The sequence below is a fragment of the Roseovarius litoreus genome, from assembly GCF_900142765.1.
GTDB lineage: Bacteria > Pseudomonadota > Alphaproteobacteria > Rhodobacterales > Rhodobacteraceae > Roseovarius > Roseovarius litoreus.
In genome coordinates, this window is record NZ_FRCB01000002.1 from 119955 (window position 1) to 142665 (window position 22711).

The following is a 22711-nucleotide window of genomic DNA, read 5'->3' on the forward strand; positions in this document are numbered from 1 at the left end:
CTTTTTGTTTTTAAATCAGTCATTTGCAGGTATCGATTTTCATTTGGGCAAGAATTCGCCAACGCATCACGGAAGATGTTTCAACACGTTGCAAAGATTGAGTTGAGCCTTGGGTTTCCGGGATTTAAACCGCTTGTTAATCATTAAAGGCGTGGTCCGTCCACGACGTGAGGGACATCTTGCAGACAACGATCAAGACTCCAGTTTCGTTCGAGGGCGTCGGCCTGCACTCCGGCAAGCCGGCTCGTGCGACGATCCTGCCGGCTGCAGCCGGGCACGGTATCGCCTTTCGCCGTAGCGACATGGCCCCGGATCACGCGATGATTCCAGCCCTTTGGAGCAATGTCCGTCAGTCGCCACTCTGCACCTTGCTGGAAAACCGCTATGGCGCGACCGTATCGACGGTCGAACACATCATGGCAGCTTTGATCGGTTGCGGAATCCATAACGCCATCGTCGAAATCGACGGCCCGGAAATTCCGATCCTCGATGGAAGTTCTGCTGCTTTCGTTCGTGGCATCCTGTCGCGCGGCGTCCAGCATCTTGGTACGCCTGTCAGCGCCCTGAGGGTGCTTGAAACGGTCGAGGTGCGGCGCGGGCAGGCATGGGCGCGTCTGACGCCGCATGACAGCCTCATGATCGAGTTCGATATCGAGTTCGAGGATGCCGCCATCGGCAGTCAGAAGAAAACCCTGAACATGTCGAATGGCAGCTTCGTGCGAGAGCTCAGCACGAGCCGTACCTTTTGCCGCAAGGCAGATGTGGACATGATGCGGTCGAACGGTCTGGCGCTTGGCGGAACACTTGAAAACGCGGTCGTCGTGGACGGCGCGCGCGTTCTCAGCCCCGGTGGCCTGCGTCACGACGATGAGGCCGTGCGCCACAAGATGCTCGACGCGGTCGGCGATCTTGGTCTGGCCGGTATGCCGATCCTTGGGCATTATCACGGCTTCCGCGCCGGTCATGCGCTGACAAATGATCTTCTGTGTGAACTCTTCTCGCGTCCCCGGAGCTTTGAGACGCTTTTGTGCGACGAGACCACGGCAGCGCGCTTGCCCGGAGTGGGCGTCCATTGGGGTGAAATTCCTGCAGTCGCCTGACGTTCAAAAAACGCCCAAAGACGTTTTGCACCGGAAATTTATGTGCTAGGACCAAACGAGATAAATTGGGTTTCGGTCCGAAATCGCGCAAGATAGGTGAGTTCCAGCATGACAATCGGCAAGTCCCGGGCAACACTGGTCGGTGCAATCGTCGTTGGCCTTGGTCTTGCAGGGTGCAGCGAGAATTCACGTGTCGAACGGGGCGAGGTCGATTTCGAGAACTACACCGCGGAACAGATATTCGAACGCGCAGAATACGATCTTTCGAGGAACGATCCCGACCTTGCGGCCGAGGTGTTCGGCGAGGTCGAGCGCCTGTATCCATACTCTGAATGGGCCAAGCGCGCGCTCATCATGCAGGCCTTCTCGTATCACCAGGCCGAAGATTATGAAAACAGCCGTGCCTCGGCGCAGCGGTTCATCGATTTCTATCCGACCGATGAAGACGCGGCTTATGCGCAGTACCTGCTGGCACTGAGCTATTATGATCAGATCGACGAGGTCGGGCGCGATCAGGGGCTCACGTTCCAGGCGTTGCAAGCCCTGCGCGAAGTCATCGAACGCCATCCTGACAGCGAATATGCCCAGTCCTCGGTTCTCAAGTTCGACCTGGCCTTCGACCATCTGGCCGCCAAGGAAATGGAAATCGGTCGGTACTACCTGCGCGGGGATCATTTCTCGGCCGCGATCAATCGCTTCCGTGTCGTGGTCGAGGATTTCCAGACCACCAGTCACACGGCCGAGGCGCTCCACCGCTTGGTCGAGTCATATCTGTCGCTTGGCCTCACGGACGAGGCGCGCACAGCCGGTGCGATCCTTGGCTACAATTTCCGCGGCACCCAATGGTATGAGGACAGCTACACGCTGTTGACGGGGCAGGGGCTGACGCTGGAAGCCGCCGGCGACAGCTGGCTGCGTCAGATCTATCGCCAGATGATTCAGGGCCGCTGGCTGTAATGCGGCGACGGAAATGTCGGCGTCACCGGGACATATTCAATGCTGCGTGCACTTGATATCCGCGACATTCTCATCATCGACCATCTGGAACTGGCCTTTCAGCCGGGGCTGAATGTTCTGACCGGCGAAACCGGTGCGGGAAAATCCATCCTGCTCGACTCGCTCGGGTTCGTTCTGGGCTGGCGGGGGAGGGCCGAACTGGTTCGCCAGGGCGCCGATCAGGGCGAGGTGGTGGCCGAATTCGATCTGCCCAAGGATCATCCAGCCCGTGCCGTTTTGTTGGATGCGGGCCTGCCTGAAGAGGATCAATTGATCCTGCGCCGGGTCAATACCAGTGACGGACGCAAGACCGCCTGGGTCAATGATCGCCGATGTTCTGGCGAGGTGCTGCGCCGTCTTTCGGATACCTTGGTGGAATTGCACGGCCAGCACGATGATCGCGGTCTTCTGGACCCAAAGGGACACCGTGCCTTGCTGGATGCCTTCGGCGCCTTGAACGACCTGAAATCGCGGACAAGGACGGCCTGGCGCGCCGTGGCCGAGGCGGGCAAGGCGCTGTCTCGCGCCGAGGCTGCCTTGCAGGAGGTGCGCACCGAAGAAGAGTTCCTGCGTCATGCGGTCACCGAGTTGGATGCTCTGGATCCCCAACCAGGCGAGGATGACGCGCTCGATGCGCGACGCCGCTTGATGCAACAGGCCGAGCGTATTCGGGAAGATATCCTGCGCGCTCAGGCGGCCCTTGGCTTCGAAGGGGCCGAGGGCGCCGCGGGGGACGCGTTGCGCTGGCTTGAGGGGGTGGCGGATCGCGCCGAAGGCCAATTGGACGAGCCGATTGCCGCGCTGAGCCGCGCCATGGTGGAGCTTGACGAGGCGACGCAGGGCGTGACCCGCTGTCTTGACGGGCTGACCTTCAATCCTCTGGAACTGGAAGAAACCGAGGAACGTCTATTCGCGATCCGCGCGCTTGCCCGCAAACATGGCGTGGCCCCGGATGATCTGGCGAGTTTCGCGACTGAACTGCGCAGGAAACTTGCTGCTTTGGATCAGGGCGATGCCGATATCGCCGCGTTGCGCACGGCCCTTGCGCAGGCTCAGGCAGAGTATGACGCGACCGCCGATGCGCTGACAGACGCGCGCAAAGAGGCCGCAGATCGTCTGGATCATGCGGTGACTGCAGAACTTGCGCCGCTCAAGATGGAACGTGCGGTCTTCTCGACCGAGATCACGCGCTCGGATCCCGGACCCGACGGGCGTGACAACGTGACATTCACGGTGGCAACCAATCCCGGTGCGCCTGCTGGTCCGCTCAACAAAATCGCCTCGGGTGGTGAACTCAGCCGGTTTCTTCTGGCTCTGAAAGTCTGTCTGACCGGAACCGACTCAGGGCTGACGATGATTTTCGACGAGATCGACCGCGGTGTCGGCGGGGCGACGGCGGATGCGGTGGGGCGGCGGCTTGCGCAACTGGCCGGCGGTGGGCAGGTGCTGGTGGTCACGCACTCGCCGCAAGTGGCCGCCCGTGGCGCGCATCACTGGCGCGTGGAAAAGAAGGTTGTTCACGATATCACCTTGTCGACTGTCACGCCTCTTTCGCAGCCCGACCGCGTGGACGAGATCGCCCGCATGTTGTCCGGTGACCGGATCACGGCAGAGGCGCGGGCCGCGGCCGAAGCCCTGATGGCAGGCTGATCGGTCGCAGCGCCTCCTCTGGCGTCGGGTGTCAGCTGTCAGGCGGGACCAGTTTGCCGGGGTTCATGATACCTTTTGGATCAAGCGCCCGCTTTAGCGTGCCCATCACGCCCCAGGCCGCCCCGTGTTCGCGCTCCATATAGCCCAGTTTGCCGATGCCTATGCCGTGCTCGCCGGTCGCCGTTCCGCCAAGTGCCAGCGCGCATTCGACCATGCGCTCCGAGACGGCCATGGCTTTGCCGACCGCTTCAGTATCGGTGTCGTCAAAAAGCAGGATCGCATGGAAATTGCCGTCTCCGACATGGCCCAGTATCGGGCCGGGTATGCCGGTGGCTTCAAGATCCGCGCGGGTCGTCTCGATCGCCTCGGCCAGCCGCGAAATCGGCACGCAAATGTCGGTGACCAAGGCCCGCATCCCAGGGCGACTGGCAAGGATCGCGTGATAGGCATTGTGCCGCATGGTCCAGAGCGCGGTGCGATCCTCGGGTCGCGTGGCCCAGTCAAAGCCCGTGCCGCGGTGCTCGGCGGCGATCAGTCCGAAGGTTTCTGCCTGTTCTCCCACGCCTGCATCCGAGCCGTGAAACTCCAGAAGAAGATGCGGCCGTTCAGGCAAGTCCATCCCGGCATAGGCATTCACGGCCGCGACACTGGCGGGATCCATCAGCTCGATCCGCGCCATCGGGATCCCCATCTGGATGGTCTCGATAACCGCCTGCACCGCATCGCCGACCGTCTCGAACCCGCAGACCGCGCTTGATATCGCCTCGGGTTGACCGTGCAGGCGCAACGTAACCTCGGTGATCAAACCAAGTGTGCCTTCCGATCCCACGAACAGCCCCGTCAGGTCATAGCCCGAAGAAGATTTGCGCGCGCGCGTGCCGGTGCGGATCACTTCGCCCGAAGCGGTCACCACCTCAAGCCCCAGAACATTGTCGCGCATCGTGCCATAGCGCACCGCCGTCGTGCCGCTTGCACGGGTCGAGGTCATGCCCCCGATCGAGGCATTGGCGCCGGGATCCACGGGAAAGAACAAACCCGTCGCGCGGAGGTCTTCATTGAGCGATTCGCGCGTCACCCCCGGCTGAACCGTCACGTCCATGTCTTCGGGATGCACGGCAAGGATGCGGTTCATCCGGCTGAAATCCACGCTTATACCTCCCTGAAAGGCCTGAGCCTGCCCCTCAAGCGAGGTACCGGTTCCCCATCCGATCACCGCGCATTCCGCCTTTGCGCAAGCCTTCACGATCCTTGCGACCTCTTCCGTGGTTTCAGGATAGGCGACCGCATTCGGTGGGCTGCAGGGAAAATGACTTTCGCTTCTGCCATGCAGGTTCAAATCGGACTTGGACCGGCTGAGCCGTTGGCCTAGAAACGTTGATATCTCGGCGATTGCTTCCTGCACGCCCATGACTGCCCTCCAGAACTGCGACAGGTTCAGGTTACGGTAAGCAAAGCGCAGGGAAAAGAGCGCTGGACCCGGCAAGTGGCAGGCAATGAACGACGGCGAACAGTCTATTTTCCGACAGAAGGCGACCGCCGCGCGCGGTGCCGTGCGCAGCGGCTGGGACGTGCTGCTGCATCGGGGCCCAAGCCAGTTCCAGTTCTGGCTGATCGCCCTTGCGATAGGAATCGCCGCCGGTTTTGCCGCGTTGTTGTTCCGCAAGGGGATCGCCGCGCTGCAAAACCTCGCCTATGGCTCCGATGATCCGGGCCACTTGCATTCATTGGCTGAAACCTTGCCCTGGTATTGGGTTTTGATCGTGCCGATTCTCGGCGGTCTGGTCGTCGGGATCATCTTGCATCTGTTCACCGATGATGCGCGGGTGCGGTCGGTCTCGGATGTGATCGAGGGGGCCGCGCTCAACGATGGCCGGGTCGAGGGGCGTGAGGGTGTCGCCTCTGCCTTCGCGTCGCTGATCACGCTTGGTACGGGCGGGTCTTCCGGGCGCGAGGGACCGGTCGTGCATATGGCCGGCGTCATTTCGAGCTGGGTGAGCGACCGGATCAACGCTGATGGGATCACCGGCCGCGATCTTCTGGGCTGCGCGGTTGCCGCTGCGGTCTCGGCGTCTTTCAACGCGCCGATTGCAGGGGCGCTTTTCGCGCTCGAGGTGGTGCTACGCCATTTCGCGCTCCATGCCTTTGCCCCGATCGTGATTGCCAGCGTCGCGGGCACGGTCATCAACCGCCTTGAATTCGGCGACATCACGGAATTCGCCCTGCCCACGGTCAGCGTGCTGGAATTCTATGTCGAATTGCCCGCTTTCCTTCTGTTGGGGCTTGTCTGCGGTGTTGTCGCCACGGTGATGATGCACTCGATCTTTTTTGCCGAAGACATGGCCAGTTACATGCAAAAGCGAATCCGCTTGCCGCGATGGCTGCGTCCGGCGGTGGCGGGCGGCTTGCTGGGGGTTCTGGCGATCTGGTTTCCGCATATCATCGGTGTCGGATACGAGACGACCTCTCTTGCCCTGACCGGGCAGCTTTTGCTGCATGAGGTGGTGATCTTCGCCATTCTCAAGGTGCTTGCGGTGTCGATCACGATCGGCGGTCGAATGGGCGGCGGGGTGTTCTCGCCATCGCTGATGGTGGGCGCTCTGACCGGGCTGGCCTTCGGGCTGATCGCCACGGGGCTGCTGCCCGAGGTGTCGGGCTCGGTCACGCTTTATGCCTTGGCGGGAATGGGCGCTGTCGCGGCGGCGGTTCTGGGAGCGCCGATTTCGACCACGCTGATCGTGTTCGAACTTACCGGTGACTGGCAGACGGGCCTTGCGGTGATGGTTGCGGTGTCGATGTCGACAGCGCTTGGCGCCAAGCTGGTGAAGCGGTCATTCTTCCTGACGCAGCTTGAGCGGCGCGGGCGCCGGCTGGCCGCTGGACCGCAAAGCTATCTTCTGGCGATGTTCCGCGTCGAACGGTTGATGCGCAAGTCCGATCACGAACGCCCGGCCCGCGAGGAAAAATGCTGGGAGCTGATCGAGCAGGGGCTCTATGTCGACGGCAACGCCACGCTAGAAGCGGCGATGCCGGTCTTTGACCGAACGGGGGTCCCGTTTCTTCCTGTGGTCATGCTCAAGGGCGAGGGACAGCCGCCCGAATTGCTGGGCGCGCTGTTCCATGTCGATGCTCTCAAGATGTACAATAGGGCGCTGGCGGCGGTGTCCGAAGAAGAACACAGCTAGCGCGCCCAGGCAGCGATCAAACCGGTGTCAGACCCGTTCGACCGTGACGGCATCGCTGCTGTAAAACGCCAGATGATCCTTGATCCGGGCGACATCGTCCTTGGGGTCCGGGTAACTCCAGGCCGCGTTTTCAAGCGTCTGGCTTTTCGTCACGATGGAATAATAATGCGCCTCGCCCTTTTTGGGGCAGGTCGTCCGGTGATCGGTTTCATCGAGAAAGGCCATGGCGATATCGTCGCGCGGAAAATAGATCACGAACGGATACCCGTCTTCGACGAGTTCCAGCGCGTTCTTGCTTTCTGCAAGAACCGCTCCGCCTGCACGAACTGTCCATGTGCCTTCGGCCTTACGTATGGTGATATCAGCCATCATCGTCCCTTTCTTGTTTTTCTTCACGTCCTCAAGTGCCGTCGCTTTGTTACAGCAATGTGTCACAGGGGATCGGTTGCCTGGCGCAACCATAATTCAGCCGGCCCCGACATCCGAGGCCCGATTTTTTCCCAACATTCAGCATGATAGGCATTGAGCCAGTCGCGCTCGGGACCTGTCAGCATCTCCAGCACGATCAGTCGGCGGTCGATGGGAACGAAACTCAGCGTCTCGAAACACAGCTTGCCGCTGGCGTCGCCGCCGGGCAGGGTCTGCGCCTCGGTGACGACGAGCAGATTTTCGATACGGATGCCAAAAGCGCCCTCGCGGTAATATCCGGGCTCGTTCGACAGGATCATCCCCGGCTCCAGCGTGACCTCGCCGCTTTTCGACAGGCGCTGCGGGCCTTCGTGAACGCACAGATGCACGCCCACGCCATGCCCTGTCCCGTGGCCGTAATCCTGATCGGCCAACCATAGCGGATGCCGCGCAATCGCATCCAGATCGCGCCCGGACAGACCGCGTGGCCAACGGGTGCGGCTCATCGCGATCATCCCCTGCAGAACCCGTGTGAAAGCCGCCCGCTCGTCCGGGCCGGGTTGGCCCACGGGCAGGGTGCGCGTGATGTCGGTGGTGCCATCCAGATATTGCCCGCCGCTGTCGAGCACCAGCAGGTCTCCATCGGTCAGCACCCGGTTTGTCTTGCGTGTCACCCGGTAATGCGCCAGAGCGCCGTTCGGGCCGCTCCCGGCGATGGTGTCGAAGCTGATATCCAGAAGCTTGCCAGTTGCCCGGCGGCAGGCTTCAAGCTCGGTGACCACGTCGATTTCGGTGAGCGTGCCGGGGGGCTGATCGTCAAACCAGGCAAGAAACGCACAAACCGCAGCCCCATCGCGCAGATGCGCCTCGCGGGTGGCGGCGATCTCGGCGCGGCTTTTGCAGGCTTTGGGCAGGATGCAGGGATCATCCCCCCAGACATGCGAGACATTCGCCTCGTCCAGCTGGCTGGCGACCCAGACAGGCACGCTGCCCTTGTCCAGACGCACAGGGCCGCCAAGACTGCGCAGCCCCGGGGCGAAGGCGCTTGGCGGGCGGATGGTGACATCCTCTCCCAGATGCTCTCTTACGGCCTCGTCCAGTTTGCCTGCCTCGACATAGAGCGTCAGATGCGCGTCCGAATGCAGCACGGCAAAGGCATGGGGAACCGGATTGCGGGGAATGTCGCTGCCGCGGATATTGAGCAGCCACGCGATCGAGTCGGGCAGGGTGATCACCGCGCATGTATGTCCCGCATTGCGCAGGGCCGCAGCTACACGGCGGCGCTTGTCACTATGCGACTCGCCCGCCAGATCCTCGGGATAGACGCGGATCGCCCCGCAGGGCGGCGCGGGTTGATCGGCCCAGAACCGGTCGATCAGGTTGCGGGTCGGCTTGAGGCTGATGGCGGTGCCGCTCAGCTCTTTTTCCGCCGCCTCGATCTGCGTCGGTGTGTAAAGCCAAGGATCAAAACCAATGACGCCGCCATTCGGCAGGTGCCGCTTGAGCCAGTCGGTCAGCTTCACCTCTGGCCAGTCCACCGGGGTGAAATGCGCGCCGTCCACTTGCGCGCGGACTTGCGTGCGATACCGGCCATCCACGAACACACCCGCGCGCTCGGCCAGAACGGCACAGAAGCCTGCCGATCCGGTGAATCCCGTAAGCCATGCCAATCTATTGTCGCAGTCCGCGACATACTCGCCCTGGTGCGCATCGGCGCGCGGCACCAGAAACCCCGAAAGACCGTCGGCAGCGATGGCGTCGCGCAACAGGGCAAGCCGGGATGGCCCCTGATCCGGAGACGCGGTGTCATCGAAGGACTGGAACATGGCAATCTCCTTTGGGCGAGCGCGGCTCGTAAGTGCTAGAGAACCGCGCCGCGAAGATCAATCTCCCAACGGTCGGACAATCGAACCGCGCGGCAGGGCAGAGCCCGCCGTCATGGTGCAAAGACCAAAAGCCGCGAAACGATCGTGCTCAGCCTGCCTTGCGGATGCCCATGATCCTTGCGCGGGCGCGCGGATCGGGATCGAACAGGGCCGCCAACTGCTCGGTCATCGCACCGGCCAGCTGATCGACATCGGTGATGGTCACCGCGCGGTCGTAATAGCGCGTCACGTCATGGCCGATACCGATGGCCAGCAATTCGACCGCCTTGCGCCGCTCGATCATCGCGATCACGTCGCGCAGGTGCTTTTCAAGGTAATTCGCGGGGTTCACCGACAGGGTACTGTCATCGACCGGGGCGCCGTCCGAGATCACCATCATGATCTTGCGCGCCTCCTTGCGGCCAGCCAGCCGCCGATGTGCCCATTCCAGCGCTTCACCGTCGATATTTTCCTTGAGCAGCCCCTCTTTCATCATCAGGCCCAGATTGTCCCGAGTGCGCCGCATCGGCGCATCGGCGGATTTGTAGATGATGTGGCGCAGATCGTTGAGCCGCCCGGGAACCTGCCGGCGCCCCTCGTTCAGCCATGCCTCGCGGCTTTGACCTCCCTTCCAGGCGCGGGTGGTGAAGCCCAGGATCTCGACCTTGACGCTGCATCTTTCCAGCGTGCGGGCCAGAACATCGGCGCAGATCGCGGCAATCGAGATCGGTCGCCCGCGCATAGACCCGGAATTGTCCAGAAGCAGCGTCACCACCGTGTCGCGGAACTCCATGTCCTTCTCGACCTTGAAGCTCAGAGGGGTGGTCGGGTTGGCCACCACGCGGGCAAGGCGCCCTGCGTCCAGAATGCCTTCTTCGCGGTCGAATTCCCAACTGCGGCTTTGCTGGGCCTGCAGGCGGCGTTGCAGCTTGTTGGCCAGCCGACTTACCGCGCCTTTCAGCGGATCGAGCTGCTGATCGAGATAGGCGCGCAAGCGTTCAAGTTCGACCGGTTCGGCCAGGTCCTCGGCGCGGATTTCCTCGTCATATTCGGTGGAATAGACGGTGTAATTTGGGTCCGCATCCGAAACCGGGGCAGGGGCGGGCGGCTCCATCGGGGCCTCGCCTTCTGGCAGTTCGGTCTCTTCGCCCATGTCCTCATCGGCCATGTCATCCATGCTGACCTGGGCCTGCGCGTCGTCCTGCTGCTGCTCCTGACTTTGCTCGGGATTGGCCTCGGCGTCGCTTTCGTCGCTCTCGTCCTGACCTGAGCTGTCGGGCTGCTCGTCTTCCTCGGGGGTCTGTTCGGCCTCGTCGTCCTGATCGTCATCGGGGGCGTCGGGATCGTCGCCCAACTGGTCGCCATATCCCAGATCCTCGATCACCTTGCGGGCAAACCGGGCGAACTCAGTCTGGTCCGCCAGCGTCTTTTCCAGATTTTCCAGCGTGCCGCCGGCCTGCTGCTCGATGAAATCGCGCCACAGGTTCATGACGTTCTGAGCGGCGGGCGGCAGATCGCGCCCGGTGGCCAGATGCCGCACAAGATAGCCTGCCGCCGTGGCCAGCGGCGCATCGGCGGGGGTGGTGATCCCGCCATAGCCCAGCCTGTCGGCCTCGGCACCGATCTTGGCGTCGATATTGCCTGCCGTGCCGGGCATGTGACGCGCGCCGATCGCCTCGCAGCGGGCGGTTTCCATGGCTTCATACAGATCGCGCGCCATCTCGCCCGCCGGGGAATAGCGCGCATGGGTGGCGGCATCGTGATATCTGTGCCGCAGCGCAAGGGCATCGGCGGTGCCGCGTGCCTGCAGAACCTCGTCGCGTGTCATGCGGCGGCTGATCTGCGGCAAGCGCAGGGAATCGCCCGACAGTCCGGCAGGATCGACCGAATAGCTGACGTTCAGATCGGAATCGTCGGCCATCACCTTGGTCGCTTGGGCCAGCGCCTTCTTGAACGGATCGGCCGGATTGTCGGTTTTCTGCGCCATGCGCGTTCACTCTCCTCGGCGGACTGCAGCGGGGGCGATGGGGCTCCCGTCGCCCGGCCCGTCAGTTCCTGATGCGCCCGTGGCGCCTGACATGCCCGTGGTCAGTCTCACCCAAGGCTCATGCTGGCGGCGCTTTCGGGCAGTTCCTCGTCAAAGCAGCGCTGATAGAACTCGGCCACCGTCTGCCGCTCCAGCTCGTCGCATTTGTTGAGGAAGGTCAGCCGGAAAGCATAGCCCACATCGCGGAAGATCGTGGCGTTCTGCGCCCATGCGATCACCGTGCGCGGACTCATCACCGTGGACAGCTCGCCATTCATGAAGGCGGTGCGGCTGAGATCGGCGACCGTCACCATCTGGCTGATGGTCTTGCGTCCGGCGGCGGTGTTGTAGACCGGGTTCTTGGCCAGCACGATGTTGGTTTCCGCGTCATGGCTGAGATAATTGAGCGTCGCGACAAGGCTCCAACGGTCCATCTGACCCTGGTTGATCTGCTGGGTGCCGTGATAAAGCCCCGTCGTGTCGCCCAGGCCAACCGTGTTGGCCGTGGCGAAAAGGCGGAAATACGGGTTGGGCGAGATCACCTCGTTCTGGTCCAGCAGCGTCAGCTTGCCATCGGCCTCCAGCACGCGCTGGATCACGAACATCACGTCGGCCCGGCCCGCATCGTATTCGTCGAACACGATTGCCGTCGGATTGCGCAGCGCCCAAGGCAGGATGCCTTCGTGGAACTCGGTCACCTGCTTGCCATCGCGCAGCTTGATCGCATCCTTGCCGATCAGGTCGATCCGGCTGATATGACTGTCGAGATTGACGCGCACGCAGGGCCAGTTCAAGCGGCTCGCCACCTGTTCGATATGCGTGGATTTGCCCGTGCCGTGATAGCCTTGCACCATGACGCGGCGGTTATGGCTGAACCCGGCAAGGATCGCCAGTGTCGTGTCGGGATCGAACTTGTAGGTGCTGTCATTCTCGGGCACACGCTCGGTGCGATCGGGAAAGCCTTTTACAATCATGTCCGTGTCGATGCCGAAAACTTCGCGCACCGAGATTTCCTCGGTCGGTTTCGCGTTTACATCGATGCTGCCGTCAGCCATTCGCGCAGTCCTTTAATCGGGTATCCTGAGTTTGGTTTCCGTGGTGCAACATATTGCGTCCGAGAGCAAGGGGAAGGGCGGGAATTGCATGGTGCCGGACGCAAACGTCTCTGGACACCTCCTGTGGCTGCAATAGAAAAGCAAGCATGGCGAGTCGTAATGACATCGAAAACTGGCTGGCTCGATGCGCCATGGGCGACAGGCGGGCATTCGCGGCGCTCTATCAGGCGACATCAGCGAAACTATTCGGCATTTGCCTGCGTGTCTTGCAAGACCGCTCCGAGGCCGAGGATGTGCTGCAGGACGTTTACGTGAAGATCTGGCGCAATGCCGGGCAGTATCAGGTGAACGGTCTGAGTCCGATGACATGGCTGATCACCATTGCCCGCAATGCCTCTATAGATCGTTTGCGCCGCCGGCGCGCGATGTCCGGCGACAGCGACGGCGCGGACCTGCAGGCCGATCCGGCGCCCGGCCCCGAAGCGCGCGCCATGGCCGCCTCGGACAGTGCGCGTCTGACCGGATGCCTTGGAGAATTGGACGAAAGACATGCGCAGGCGGTAAAAGGCGCCTATCTTGACGGCGAGACCTATGCCGATCTTGCGGTACGGTTCGACGTGCCGCTGAACACGATGCGGACATGGCTGCGGCGCAGCCTGCTGAAACTGAGGGAGTGCCTCTCGCGATGAGCGACGCGTTGCCGGAACGTGATGCCGACAAGGCCCTGGCGGGGGAATATGCCCTTGGCCTTCTGCCGCCCGACGAGGCGGTGGCTTTCGAGGCGCGTCTCGCATCCGAGCCCCAGTTGCGCGCACTTTATGCCGACTGGGCCGAGGATCTGGCCCGGCTGACCGACCGGATCGACCCTGTCGCCCCCCCGCCTCAGATTTGGGCCGGGACCGAAGAACGGCTTTTCGGATCGCGCGGCCGAGTGCGCCCCTCTGCCGCCTGGTCGGGCGGGTGGCTCGGAACCCTGATGGGCGGCATAACCGCCACTGTCCTTGTGCTGGCGCTGATCGTCGGTGCGGACCTGATGCAGCGCGGCCCGTCTGGCCCCTCTGATCCGGCCTATGTCGCGGAACTTGTGTCCGAAGAACGCAACCTGATCCTCTTTGCAGCCTATGACGCGCAGCAGGGCACACTCTTCGTCGAGCGCCAAAGCGGCGCCCCGGCGCAGAATCGTACCCTTGAGCTTTGGCTGATCGCAGGCTCCGATGCGCCGGTCTCCCTTGGGGTATTGCCCGACGCGCGCGCCGGAGTGATCGACATCCCCGAGGCTCTGCGCCCCCGGCTCGAGGGGGCTGCACTGGCGGTATCTGACGAACCCGAAGGCGGCTCGCCCACGGGCGCACCGACCGGTGCTGTGCTGGCCGTGGCGCAGATCACGAACACGTGAGACCGATTTCTGAAACTTCCTGATCCTCCCTGCGTGACTTCGGGGTCTGCGGGCATTTGCGCCCGGGATTATAAATCAGGAGGACTTCTCATGTTCAGATCAACTTTTTTCGCAGCAACAGCCGTCGCTGCACTTGGCCTCGGCGCATCCGTGGCCAGTGCCGACAACCCGATGGTGGGCGGCGCGCCGATGTTCGCCGACAAGACGATCGTCGAAAATGCCGTGAACTCCAAGGACCATGAAACCCTTGTGGCCGCGGTGCAGGCGGCAGGCCTTGTCGATGTGCTGAACTCCGATGGTCCGTTCACCGTCTTCGCGCCGACCGATGCGGCTTTCGGCATGCTCAAGGAAGGCACGGTCGAGGCGCTGCTTCAGCCCGAGGCCAAGGCGCAACTGGCCAACATCCTCAAATGCCACGTGGTCGGCGCCGAAGCGATGTCGATGGCGATCAAGGGCATGATCGACGATGACGGTGGCGTGCATCCCGTTCCCACGCTCGGGACGTGCACGCTGCAGGCCACCTACAAGGGCGACAGCATCATGCTCGAGGATGAACGCGGCCGAGTCATCAACGTGACCATCGCCGACGTGCAGCAGTCCAACGGCGTGATCCATGTGGTCGACAGGGTCATTCTGCCCCCGCAGTCCTGAGATCACAGCATCGTGCGGGGCCGTGCATTGCGCATCGGCCCCGCGCAGCTCATTTTTGCCAGGTATAAAGCCAAAGGAGAGCCGCCATGAACCGACGCAGAGCGATCGCAACGATCATGACCGCAAGTGCGGTCCTGTCGATCTCCGGCAGGGGCGGGGCCGCGCCGGGCGCGTTCGAGGTGACCCGCACCGATGCCGAATGGAAAGCCATGCTCAGCGATCTGGAATACAAGGTGATGCGCAAGGAAGGCACCGAACGCGCCTTCACATCGCCCCTGCATGACCTCAAGACCGCCGGGACCTATCATTGCCGCGGGTGCGATCTTGCGCTTTATTCAAGCCAGCACAAGTTCGACAGCGGCACCGGCTGGCCCAGCTTCTGGCAAGCGGTCGACGATCAGGCCATCGGCACCAAACGTGACTGGAAACTCGTCATTCCGCGCACGGAATGTCATTGCGCGCGCTGCGGCAGTCATCTGGGGCATATCTTCGACGACGGCCCTCAGCCGACCGGCAAGCGCCACTGCATCAACGGCGTCAGCCTGGTGTTCAAGCCAGCCTGATCCGAAGGATACCTGCCTCCGCTCGTGGTGATGGCGCTTCGATGCACCGAGACGCGCGATTTTGAAATCGCGCTGGCAAGGCCATGTGAATGGCCTTGCGTCCCGCTTTACTTGAAATTGCGGCTCTGCTTGATCTGGTCCCAGGCCCAGACAACCTGCTGCAGCTGTTCTTCCTGGCTGCGGTCCCCACCATTGATGTCGGGATGCAGCACCTTGATCAGCGCCTTGTAGGATTTCCGGATTTCCATCTTGGTCCAGTCGTCCTTGGCCTCGAGGATCTCGATCGCGCGCCGTTCCGTCGGCGGCAGCTTGCGCCCCCCGACCTTGGCGCGGCCCGGATTCTGCGTCGCATTGCCGCCAAGCACCTGATGGGGGTCTTCGATCCCCAGACGGGCCCACGCGCGCTGCTCGGGATCGACGAAAGCCTTTGTCTCGCGCTCCCAGACCTTGTCCTTGGACATCTGCGCGTTCATCTCGGCCTCGGTGGTGCCGTGGAAGAAGTTCCACTCCTGATTGTATTCGCGCACATGATCCTTGCAGAACCAGAAATACTCATCCAGCACATCCGGAGCCTTGGGCGCGCGGTATTTGCCCGGCTCCTGACAGCCGTCTTTCTCGCAAATGCGCGTTGAGGTTTCGGACGCGCCCGACATGCCTCGGCGCCCGCGAGGATTCTTCTTCTTCGCCGACGAAACCGACATGTCGAAACCGAAGGGATCTGTCTTGGACATGGCTCTACCTTTGCGACTCGGAGGGTGGAGTTTATTGCAAACACGTGGAAATTGAAGGGGCGACGGACAAAAAAGTTTGTGTATCGGCCAGCATTATCTTTTATGCGCCATCAGCGTCAGGCCGCGTGCGATACCGGCAATCCACGCGCGGCTTATGGCGGATGACGCCCGGCTTGCGATACAGCGCAAAAGCCCCCGGGCATGATCCCTGCGGCCCGATGGCCTGATCTAGCTTTGTGGCCTGTCGCCCTTGGTGGTGTCCTGCGCCGCGTCGCTTATGTCGTCCCGCGCGGAGAAAGGCCGGGGCACGTCCCCGCCCGCTGTCTCATCCTGTGTCATGTCTGGTCGTGTGCTCTGCGTTTCAACCCCCGTACGGGCTTCGGGCGCCGTCGTTACCTCGACCGCAAGGGCCCGCCGAAACACCAGCACGCTGCGATAGACGGTATGGGTCGATGTCAGCCCCTGGCGTTCTTCAGACGGAAGGATGTCCGAGCGCTGATAGTCCCACCCCTCGGCTGCGAGCGCATTCATCACCTCTTCGAGAGCAAGAGCGAAACGCGGCCCGGGGCCTTTGACACCGGGGGCTTTCTTGCCGCGCGCCGGCGCAGGTATCACCTTGTATTCGTACATCACCACCCCCCGGAAACATCTGTCGGCCCGCATCCTATCGGCTGGGTCCGCAAGCACAAGGGCCCCGGCGCGGATCGCGGCCGGGGCCCTGAACTCTGGGGCGAAGTGCGCTTTGTGTGCCTCACTCGGCCGGTTGAATTCCCGAGCGCAGGCTCTGCGCCGGACGCAGGACGCGGTCCATGAGAACACCACCCGCCACGATCGCGCCAATCGCAAGCAGCGCTGCAATGGACAGGGTGGGGATACCGGACAGGCCTGCGCCGACCGTGCAGCCTCCTGCCAGAACACCGCCCACGCCCATCAGCACGGCACCAGCCAGATAGCGGCCTGTCTGCGCGGGGCTTTCAAAACTCTGCCAGCGAAAACCGCCAAACACCAAGGCCGCAATCAAAGCGCCGATCAGCACGCCACCCACAAGGCCCGCGCCGAAATTCGCCGGGATCGCGCTCGAGGCGACCGTGAAAAAGATGGCATCCGCCGCAGGGGCCGTGAAGGACAGCGATTCCATGGCGATGGGGTCGAACTCATCCTGCAGCACGAAGCCCGTGCCGACCCAGCCAAGCGGCACCAGCGCACCGATCAGCGCCGCCAGAACCAGCGTTCCCGCCTTGTTGCCCGAACGGACCGCATAGATCAGCGCCGCCAGCGCGATCAGCCCCGCCCAGATCAGCGCATTGCCCGGCAATGCAGCCGTCTCGAGGCTCAAGGTGACCGACCCGAGCGTCGTGCGCAACGGGGCCAAAACGCCTTTCAGCGTGGCATGGGCGGTCAGCGCGAAGACCACCAGCACAACCAGCGCCCGCAGATTGCCCGACCCCGTCAGAACCGTCATCCGCGACACGCAGCCGCGCGTCAGGATCATGCCCGCACCGAACATCAGACCGCCCACGATGATCGCCACGACCGGCAGCTCCGCCGCCATGAAACGATGCGCGCCGAATCCGATCCAGCCCTGCGCCACGGCAGCCTGCGTGCCAAGAACCGCCACCGCCATTGCGGTCAGCCAGACGCCCGCCGCCTGCCGGCGATCCTCGCCCACCAGCGCGCGGCGCAGGCAGAAGCGTGTCACTTGCGCCAAGGCCCCGAACACGACGCCCAGACCAAGTGCGAACCAGACCGCCGCTTGCGGCGCGGTCAAGGTCTCGAAGCCCAGAGTTTCGAACATGGCGGTTCTCCCGGAGTTGGAATTTCGTTCCAAATGACGTGTTACACTCGCTTATTCAAGCATGTTAATATGTATGATGGCATCCAGAGGTGGAACGATTTCCCATATTCTGCGCGCGCAAAGAATGCCTGTTCCAATAGGGGCGTCCATAGCGCCGCTGTGTTCGGCGCAGCGGCTCTCACCGGCAATAGCGGTTCTTTTCTTGTGACCTGCGCCCAGAACGCGCCGCGGCATGGGCGATGGCCCTCATGCAGCCCTTGGCCCTTGAATTCCGGCCCTGTGTGGCAGATGGTCCCTCTCGCCATTCGCGGCATGACGCTCCGTTTCACCTCGCGCAGAAGGAAGATTTTCCCGCATGATCGCCGAAACCCCCGGCCTGATGGATGCCGTCCGCTCCCGTTTTGCCCATGTCGAGACCTGCCCCTTCGAGGGACCCCGCATCTTCTTCGAGAATGCGGGCGGCGCGTTGCGGCTCAAATCCGTGATCGAAAGCTCTGCCGCCTATGCGGGCTATCCAGACAATCAGGGCCGTGACAACCCGGCATCGCAGGCCTTGATGGAGACCATCGCGCGCGGCAAGGCCGATATGGCGCTGTTTCTCAACGCGCCCGGTGGCCAGTGTTTCGTCGGCGAAAGCGGCACCGAGGTTTTGTTCCGACTGGTCCGTACCGCGGCTTTCGGCGCATCGGCGGGCGGGCAGATGATCGGCTCGACGCTGGAACATCCGGCCTCCGCCAGTGCCATGGCGCGGTGGGCCGAAGCAACGGGCCGCCCGCATATCCGCGTGCCCCATGACAATGCGACCGGCACCGTCACCGCCGAGGCCTATCGCGCCGCCGTGACGCGCGACACGCGGGTGGCCACCATCGTGCACACCTCGCCGGTCACCGGCATGTCGGTCGATGTGGCGGCGGTTGCCGCCGTCATCCGCGAGATTGCGCCCGAGTGTTTCATCATTGTCGACGGCATTCAGCATGCCAGCCACGGCGCTGTGGATGTCGCCGCGATCGGCGCGGATGGCTATGCACTCTCGCCCTACAAGATGTTTTCGCGCCATGGCTATGGGGTGGGCTGGGCCTCGGATCGGCTGACTGCCTGCCCGAAAGAGCAGATCGTCAATGGTCCCGCCGCCAACTGGGAAATGGGCACCCGCGACACCGGCGCCTATGCCACCTTCTCGGATGTGGTGGAGTATCTCGAGTGGTTGGGCGCGCGCTTCAGCGACAGCACCGACAGGCGTACCCGGCTCGAGGCGGCGGCTCAGGCGATCCGCGCCCATGAGGAACATCTGATGCGCGCCATGCTGCAGGGCGTCGGCAATCTTCCGGGATTGGCGGATATGCCGGGTGTGCAGCTGATCGGCGGTGCCGCGATCGAGGGCCGCGAAGGCGTGGTCTCGCTTCGGCTTGACGGCATGGCCTCTGCCGAGCTGGTTCAGCATCTGCGCGACAACGGCATTCGCGTGCATATCCGCAAGAACGACCATTATTGCGGCAATATCCTCGACCCCCTGGGGCTCGAGGACTGCATCCGCGTCTCGGTCTGCCACTACAACACCGAAGACGAGGTGCGCCGCTTCCTGTCGGCCATGACGCAGGCGGTGACCAAGGCGCAGCAGGGCGGAGACTAACGGGGCGGCGCGCGGCGCGGGTCCAGCGCATCGCCAAGCGCATCGGCCATCCAGGTGACGCTCAGCACGGTCAACGAAATCGCCATCCCGGGCCAGATCACCCGCCCGGGATAATCCAAGAGACCCGGCGCCGCATCACTGACCAATCGGCCCCATGTGGGGAAATCCGGTGGAAATCCCAGCCCAAGGAAGCTCAGGGCTGATTCCGTCAGGATCGCGCTGGCGATCCCCAGGCTCGCCGAGACTAGGATCGGCGCGGCCACATTGGGCAGGATATGGTGCAGGATCAGCCTTTTGTCCGACACGCCCATGGCACGGGCCGCGCGGATGAAATCGCGCTCTTTCAGCGCCAGCACCTCGGCGCGCACGATCCGTGCCGTGGTCATCCAGCTGGTGATCCCGACCGCCCCGACGATCAGCACGAAAAGCCCTGCTTGCGGGCCAAGCCCCTCTGACAGCGCGTCGCGGAACAGCATCATCACCACCAGAAGCAGCGGCAGCAGCGGCAGCGACAAGAAAAGGTCCGTCAGCCGCATCAACGGCCCGTCCAGCCTCCGCGACAGGCCCGCCATCACCCCGATGAGCGTGCCCAGTCCAAGCGCCACCATCATTGCCGCGACCCCCACCGCGATCGAGACGCGCCCGCCTGTCAGCACCCGCGCCAGCATGTCCCGTCCCAGCTGATCGGTCCCCAGAGGATGCGCCAGACCGGCTGGCGCATTGCGGTTGCCGAGATCGACCGCTGCCGGATCGACCGCCCAGAGCATCGCGCCGGGAAAGACCGCCATGCAGATGGCGGCAAAGACCATCCCTCCCGCGACAGCACCCCTATGCGCGCCGATCCGCCGCCACAGCAGGTGCGGCGCCGCCGCCGTCTTTGCGGCAGGGCGATGCGACACAGGCTCAGTCATGTGCGCCGATCCTGGGGTCCAGCAGACGGCAGGTCACATCGGCGGCCAGATTGGCCAGCACGATCAGCACCGCCATCAGGAAGGTCACCGTGCGCACCACCGGCAGGTCATTGGCCTCGATCGACGAAATCAGCAGATGCCCCAACCCGTTGACCAGAAAGATCTGTTCGGTCACCACCGCGCCGCCAAAAACTTGCGGCAGCCCAAGGGCGATCACCGTGACAACCGGGATCATCGATTGCCGCAGCACATGCCGCGCCAGCACCGCCGCTTCGCTCAGCCCCTTGGACCGGGCGGTGCGCACGTGATCCATCTGCAGGTTCTCCAGCACCGCAGCCCTCGTGTAGCGCGCGATCAATGCCGTGGTCTGCACCGCCAGCACCGCGACCGGCAGGATCATCTGCCGCGCCTGCACCCACAGATCGGACCAGCCGCGCACCTCATGGGTCGTGTCATAGATCGACGGCAGCCAGCCAAGCCAGACCGAGAACACCGCGATCAGCACCACCCCCGACAGGAACGGCGGCACCGAATAGGCCAGCATGGTCAAGGCGGTGCCCGCCCGGTCGAACACCGAATGCCGCCACCAGGCCTGACAGATGCCAAGCGGCAGCGCGATGGCCACGCCCACCGCATAGGCCAGCCCGACCACCCACAGCGTCTGCGGCAGATGCGAGGCGACGATCTGCATCACCGGCGCGCGCGCCTGCCAACTCAGGATGCGCGGCTGCCCCGCGCTCAGCTGCGTGCCCAGAACGGCATCCAGCCCCGCCAGCGGCTCGATCACGCAAAGCTGCCACAGCCACAGCCCGAAGCGCATATGCGCAGGCTCATCAAGCCCAAGCGCGCGGCGCATCTCTTGCTTGACCTCGTCGGGCACGGTCATCGGCACCTGCGCCATCGGATCGCCCGGCGCCAGCTCCATCAGTGCAAAGATCGCCAGCGCGAAGATCAGCAGCGTCGCGCTCGCGCGCCCGGCACTTCGGATCAGGCCGCGGGCTTGCGTCATTCGGCCTGCCTGCGCCACTGCGCGATGTTCCAGAACTCGCTGTCCCAAGGGTTCATCTCGACGCCCGCAAGCCCTTTCGCCCGCCCCGAGACGCGCCCACGCGCCACCAGCGGCACAAGAACGTGTTCCTGCACCAGCCTGTCATTGAGCGCGCGCACCAGCCGCGCGCGCTCATCGGGCGCGCCCGTGCGCGCCAATTCCTCGGTCAGCCGGTCATAATCCGCATCGCAAAACCGTGGCACGTTGCTGCCCTGCCAGCCATTGTCGGGGCCGGGAATCCGGTCGCAGCGCCAGTTGCGCAAAAACGTCTCGGGATCGGTGCCATCGAACATCGAGGCGAACATCTGCACATCGGCGTGGAATTTCTGGAACGTGTCGGGGCTTGCCGGGTCGCTGCCGAAAAACACCGACGCATTGATGTTGCGCAGCTCCGCTCCCACGCCGATCTGCGCCCACCAATGCTTGATAATGGCTTGGAAATCCTGCCTCACCGCGTTGGTGGATGTCTGAAAGCTCAGGCTGAGGGCCCGCCCGTCCTTGTCGCGGATGCCGTCGCCATCGCTGTCGCGCCAGCCCGCCTGATCCAGAAGCTCGCGCGCGGTCTCGATGTCCTGCATGTGGCAGGCCTCATTGGCGGTCGAGGCGACATGCGCCGGCGCCACCACGATGTTGCAGGTCGCCCGCCCGGCGGTGCCATAGCCGATCTCGACAAGTGCTGCACGGTCCAGCGCCAGCGACAGCGCCCGGCGCACCACCGGATCGCTCAGCACCGGATGGGGATGCGCCGGTGTCGCGCGCGCGGCGCCATGCCTGGGGTCGGGATCGGTGAGGTTGAGCGCGATATACTCGACCAGCGGTCCGAAGGCGGTCTCTATCTCGCCCCGGCCGCCCTGCGCCATCCGCTCCAGCAGCTCGGGCGCCAGTTGCAGGTTGGTGGCATAATCCACCTCGGCGGTCTGGAACACCGCGCGGGCCGCCCCCGCGGCATCGCCGCCGCCCTTCAGCACCACCTCGGCAAAGCCCGGCAGGGCAGGGTCGCGATACTGTGGATTGGCGGCAAAGCGGATCACGTCATTGGGGCGAAATTCGGCCACCGTGAAAGGGCCGGTACCGATCGGCGCGAAATTCTCGGCCGTGCAGGTGGCGCTCTGCGCACCCATGCAGCGCGCGAATTGCGCACCTTGCAGGATCGGTGTCTGCGCGCCGACAAAGGCGGCAGAGGGATTGGGCTGTGGCGCGTTGAAGCGGATCGTGACCGTGCGCGCATCGGGCGTTTCTATCTCGGCGATCCCGTCGAACTTGGCCGCCTGTGCGCAGCCCGCCCCCTCGGCGGTGCAATAGGCCCAGGTGAAGCGCACATCCTCGGATGTCACCGCGCGGCCATCGGACCACAGCAGCCCCTCTTGCAGGCGCCAGGTGATCGCCATCATGTCCGCGCTGCGCCCGCCATTTTCAAGCGTCGGGATCTCGTCCGCCAGCCAGGCGACCAACTGCCCCTCGGGGGTGAAGCGCGCCAGCGGCTCCAGCACAAGGCTCGCCGCCTCGACATCCTTTGCCCCCGCCGAAAGATAGGGGTTGAGCGTCGATGGCGCCTGCCATGACAGGATCGTCAGGCGCTCGCCCGCCTGTTCCCCGGCCCGCTCTTCGGCCTGCTCTTCGGCCGGTGCCGCGCAAGCAAGCAGCGTCAGCCATGCGGCAAGGGCCGCGCCCGCGCACCTCGTCACCATACTGGACCCCTTCACT

General features: G+C 63.6%; 20 protein-coding genes. 9 read left to right on the forward strand and 11 right to left on the reverse strand.

The genetic code is table 11. From position 1 onward, the window contains the following. The first annotated feature begins 179 nt into the window (after window positions 1–179). The 3 genes from lpxC to recN all read left to right on the forward strand — a co-directional run bounded on the left by lpxC (window position 180) and on the right by recN (window position 3746). On the forward strand, window positions 180–1100 hold the full coding sequence (lpxC, locus tag F3H35_RS04845; RefSeq protein ID WP_149778797.1) for a UDP-3-O-acyl-N-acetylglucosamine deacetylase: 921 nt from the start codon (window positions 180–182) through the stop codon (window positions 1098–1100). Window positions 1101–1208: 108 nt separating this feature from the next. Beyond that, window positions 1209–2057, forward strand: a complete 849-nt coding sequence (locus tag F3H35_RS04850) for an outer membrane protein assembly factor BamD (RefSeq protein WP_149778503.1) — start codon at window positions 1209–1211, stop codon at window positions 2055–2057. Between the two features lie 39 nt (window positions 2058–2096). After that, a complete protein-coding gene (gene recN, locus F3H35_RS04855) occupies window positions 2097–3746 on the forward strand; it encodes a DNA repair protein RecN (protein WP_149778504.1) in 1650 nt (549 codons plus the stop codon). A 31-nt stretch (window positions 3747–3777) separates the two neighbouring features. Here recN and F3H35_RS04860 read toward each other — a convergent pair whose 3' ends face one another. Then, window positions 3778–5154, reverse strand: a complete 1377-nt coding sequence (locus tag F3H35_RS04860; RefSeq protein ID WP_149778505.1) for an FAD-binding oxidoreductase — start codon at window positions 5152–5154, stop codon at window positions 3778–3780. A gap of 85 nt (window positions 5155–5239) precedes the next feature. Between F3H35_RS04860 and F3H35_RS04865 the strand changes: the two genes are divergently transcribed. Next, window positions 5240–6928 (forward strand): chloride channel protein, encoded by a 1689-nt coding sequence (locus F3H35_RS04865; protein ID WP_149778506.1) that lies wholly within the window; start codon window positions 5240–5242, stop codon window positions 6926–6928. 27 nt (window positions 6929–6955) lie between these two features. Here the strand turns inward: F3H35_RS04865 and F3H35_RS04870 are convergent, their stop codons facing one another. The 4 genes from F3H35_RS04870 to cobS form a co-directional block, all read right to left on the reverse strand. After that, window positions 6956–7297, reverse strand: coding sequence for a DUF427 domain-containing protein (locus F3H35_RS04870; protein WP_149778507.1), 342 nt, complete (start codon window positions 7295–7297; stop codon window positions 6956–6958). Between the two features lie 62 nt (window positions 7298–7359). Then, entirely contained in the window at window positions 7360–9162 is a 1803-nt protein-coding gene (locus F3H35_RS04875; protein WP_149778508.1) for an aminopeptidase P family protein, read from the reverse strand. Window positions 9163–9310: 148 nt separating this feature from the next. Further along, the gene (cobT, locus tag F3H35_RS04880) at window positions 9311–11188 is read right to left on the reverse strand and encodes a cobaltochelatase subunit CobT (protein ID WP_149778509.1); all 1878 of its coding nucleotides are present in this window, start codon (window positions 11186–11188) and stop codon (window positions 9311–9313) included. 107 nt (window positions 11189–11295) lie between these two features. Further along, window positions 11296–12282, reverse strand: coding sequence for a cobaltochelatase subunit CobS (gene cobS / locus F3H35_RS04885; protein ID WP_149778510.1), 987 nt, complete (start codon window positions 12280–12282; stop codon window positions 11296–11298). 146 nt (window positions 12283–12428) lie between these two features. Between cobS and F3H35_RS04890 the strand changes: the two genes are divergently transcribed. From F3H35_RS04890 to msrB, 4 genes are all read left to right on the forward strand, one after another. Then, window positions 12429–12971: a sigma-70 family RNA polymerase sigma factor gene (locus tag F3H35_RS04890; protein ID WP_149778511.1), complete on the forward strand. Its 543-nt coding sequence runs from the start codon at window positions 12429–12431 to the stop codon at window positions 12969–12971. After that, window positions 12968–13678 carry an anti-sigma factor gene (locus F3H35_RS04895; protein WP_188129867.1) on the forward strand — a complete coding sequence of 237 codons (711 nt, stop codon included), beginning with the start codon at window positions 12968–12970 and terminating at the stop codon, window positions 13676–13678. The genes F3H35_RS04890 and F3H35_RS04895 overlap by 4 nt, the downstream gene beginning before the upstream one ends. Before the next feature lie 90 nt (window positions 13679–13768). Next, a complete protein-coding gene (locus F3H35_RS04900; protein WP_149778513.1) occupies window positions 13769–14329 on the forward strand; it encodes a fasciclin domain-containing protein in 561 nt (186 codons plus the stop codon). 86 nt (window positions 14330–14415) lie between these two features. Next, window positions 14416–14892 carry a peptide-methionine (R)-S-oxide reductase MsrB gene (gene msrB / locus F3H35_RS04905; RefSeq protein ID WP_149778514.1) on the forward strand — a complete coding sequence of 159 codons (477 nt, stop codon included), beginning with the start codon at window positions 14416–14418 and terminating at the stop codon, window positions 14890–14892. A gap of 107 nt (window positions 14893–14999) precedes the next feature. Here msrB and F3H35_RS04910 read toward each other — a convergent pair whose 3' ends face one another. The 3 genes from F3H35_RS04910 to F3H35_RS04920 form a co-directional block, all read right to left on the reverse strand. After that, entirely contained in the window at window positions 15000–15623 is a 624-nt protein-coding gene (locus F3H35_RS04910; RefSeq protein ID WP_149778515.1) for a J domain-containing protein, read from the reverse strand. Window positions 15624–15851: 228 nt separating this feature from the next. Further along, window positions 15852–16253, reverse strand: a complete 402-nt coding sequence (locus tag F3H35_RS18780) for a DUF4177 domain-containing protein (RefSeq protein ID WP_188129868.1) — start codon at window positions 16251–16253, stop codon at window positions 15852–15854. 121 nt (window positions 16254–16374) lie between these two features. Next, entirely contained in the window at window positions 16375–17418 is a 1044-nt protein-coding gene (locus tag F3H35_RS04920; protein ID WP_149778516.1) for a YeeE/YedE family protein, read from the reverse strand. Window positions 17419–17773: 355 nt separating this feature from the next. On the opposite strand from F3H35_RS04920, the gene F3H35_RS04925 reads away from it, so the two are divergent. Next, the gene (locus F3H35_RS04925) at window positions 17774–19048 is read left to right on the forward strand and encodes an aminotransferase class V-fold PLP-dependent enzyme (protein ID WP_149778517.1); all 1275 of its coding nucleotides are present in this window, start codon (window positions 17774–17776) and stop codon (window positions 19046–19048) included. Here F3H35_RS04925 and F3H35_RS04930 read toward each other — a convergent pair. From F3H35_RS04930 to F3H35_RS04940, 3 genes are read right to left on the reverse strand one after another with little or no spacing between them, the layout of a single operon-like run. Continuing rightward, window positions 19045–19959, reverse strand: a complete 915-nt coding sequence (locus F3H35_RS04930) for an ABC transporter permease (RefSeq protein WP_149778518.1) — start codon at window positions 19957–19959, stop codon at window positions 19045–19047. The genes F3H35_RS04925 and F3H35_RS04930 overlap by 4 nt on opposite strands. Further along, window positions 19952–20968 carry an ABC transporter permease gene (locus tag F3H35_RS04935; RefSeq protein ID WP_149778519.1) on the reverse strand — a complete coding sequence of 339 codons (1017 nt, stop codon included), beginning with the start codon at window positions 20966–20968 and terminating at the stop codon, window positions 19952–19954. The genes F3H35_RS04930 and F3H35_RS04935 overlap by 8 nt, the downstream gene beginning before the upstream one ends. Beyond that, entirely contained in the window at window positions 20965–22695 is a 1731-nt protein-coding gene (locus F3H35_RS04940; protein ID WP_149778520.1) for a peptide ABC transporter substrate-binding protein, read from the reverse strand. Before F3H35_RS04940 ends, F3H35_RS04935 begins: the two co-directional genes overlap by 4 nt. Between the last annotated feature and the right edge of the window lie 16 nt (window positions 22696–22711).

Excerpts from the sequence above, each read along its gene's own strand:
- F3H35_RS04850 (WP_149778503.1), top strand. The coding sequence starts at position 1,209 with ATGACAATCGGCAAGTCCCGGGCAACACTGGTCGGTGCAATCGTCGTT.
- recN (WP_149778504.1), top strand. The coding sequence starts at position 2,097 with ATGCTGCGTGCACTTGATATCCGCGACATTCTCATCATCGACCATCTG.
- F3H35_RS04860 (WP_149778505.1), bottom strand. The coding sequence starts at position 5,154 with ATGGGCGTGCAGGAAGCAATCGCCGAGATATCAACGTTTCTAGGCCAA.
- F3H35_RS04865 (WP_149778506.1), top strand. The coding sequence starts at position 5,240 with ATGAACGACGGCGAACAGTCTATTTTCCGACAGAAGGCGACCGCCGCG.
- F3H35_RS04870 (WP_149778507.1), bottom strand. The coding sequence starts at position 7,297 with ATGGCTGATATCACCATACGTAAGGCCGAAGGCACATGGACAGTTCGT.
- F3H35_RS04875 (WP_149778508.1), bottom strand. The coding sequence starts at position 9,162 with ATGTTCCAGTCCTTCGATGACACCGCGTCTCCGGATCAGGGGCCATCC.
- cobT (WP_149778509.1), bottom strand. The coding sequence starts at position 11,188 with ATGGCGCAGAAAACCGACAATCCGGCCGATCCGTTCAAGAAGGCGCTG.
- cobS (WP_149778510.1), bottom strand. The coding sequence starts at position 12,282 with ATGGCTGACGGCAGCATCGATGTAAACGCGAAACCGACCGAGGAAATC.
- F3H35_RS04890 (WP_149778511.1), top strand. The coding sequence starts at position 12,429 with ATGGCGAGTCGTAATGACATCGAAAACTGGCTGGCTCGATGCGCCATG.
- F3H35_RS04895 (WP_188129867.1), top strand. The coding sequence starts at position 12,968 with ATGAGCGACGCGTTGCCGGAACGTGATGCCGACAAGGCCCTGGCGGGG.
- F3H35_RS04900 (WP_149778513.1), top strand. The coding sequence starts at position 13,769 with ATGTTCAGATCAACTTTTTTCGCAGCAACAGCCGTCGCTGCACTTGGC.
- msrB (WP_149778514.1), top strand. The coding sequence starts at position 14,416 with ATGAACCGACGCAGAGCGATCGCAACGATCATGACCGCAAGTGCGGTC.
- F3H35_RS04910 (WP_149778515.1), bottom strand. The coding sequence starts at position 15,623 with ATGTCCAAGACAGATCCCTTCGGTTTCGACATGTCGGTTTCGTCGGCG.
- F3H35_RS18780 (WP_188129868.1), bottom strand. The coding sequence starts at position 16,253 with ATGTACGAATACAAGGTGATACCTGCGCCGGCGCGCGGCAAGAAAGCC.
- F3H35_RS04920 (WP_149778516.1), bottom strand. The coding sequence starts at position 17,418 with ATGTTCGAAACTCTGGGCTTCGAGACCTTGACCGCGCCGCAAGCGGCG.
- F3H35_RS04925 (WP_149778517.1), top strand. The coding sequence starts at position 17,774 with ATGATCGCCGAAACCCCCGGCCTGATGGATGCCGTCCGCTCCCGTTTT.
- F3H35_RS04930 (WP_149778518.1), bottom strand. The coding sequence starts at position 19,959 with ATGACTGAGCCTGTGTCGCATCGCCCTGCCGCAAAGACGGCGGCGGCG.
- F3H35_RS04935 (WP_149778519.1), bottom strand. The coding sequence starts at position 20,968 with ATGACGCAAGCCCGCGGCCTGATCCGAAGTGCCGGGCGCGCGAGCGCG.
- F3H35_RS04940 (WP_149778520.1), bottom strand. The coding sequence starts at position 22,695 with ATGGTGACGAGGTGCGCGGGCGCGGCCCTTGCCGCATGGCTGACGCTG.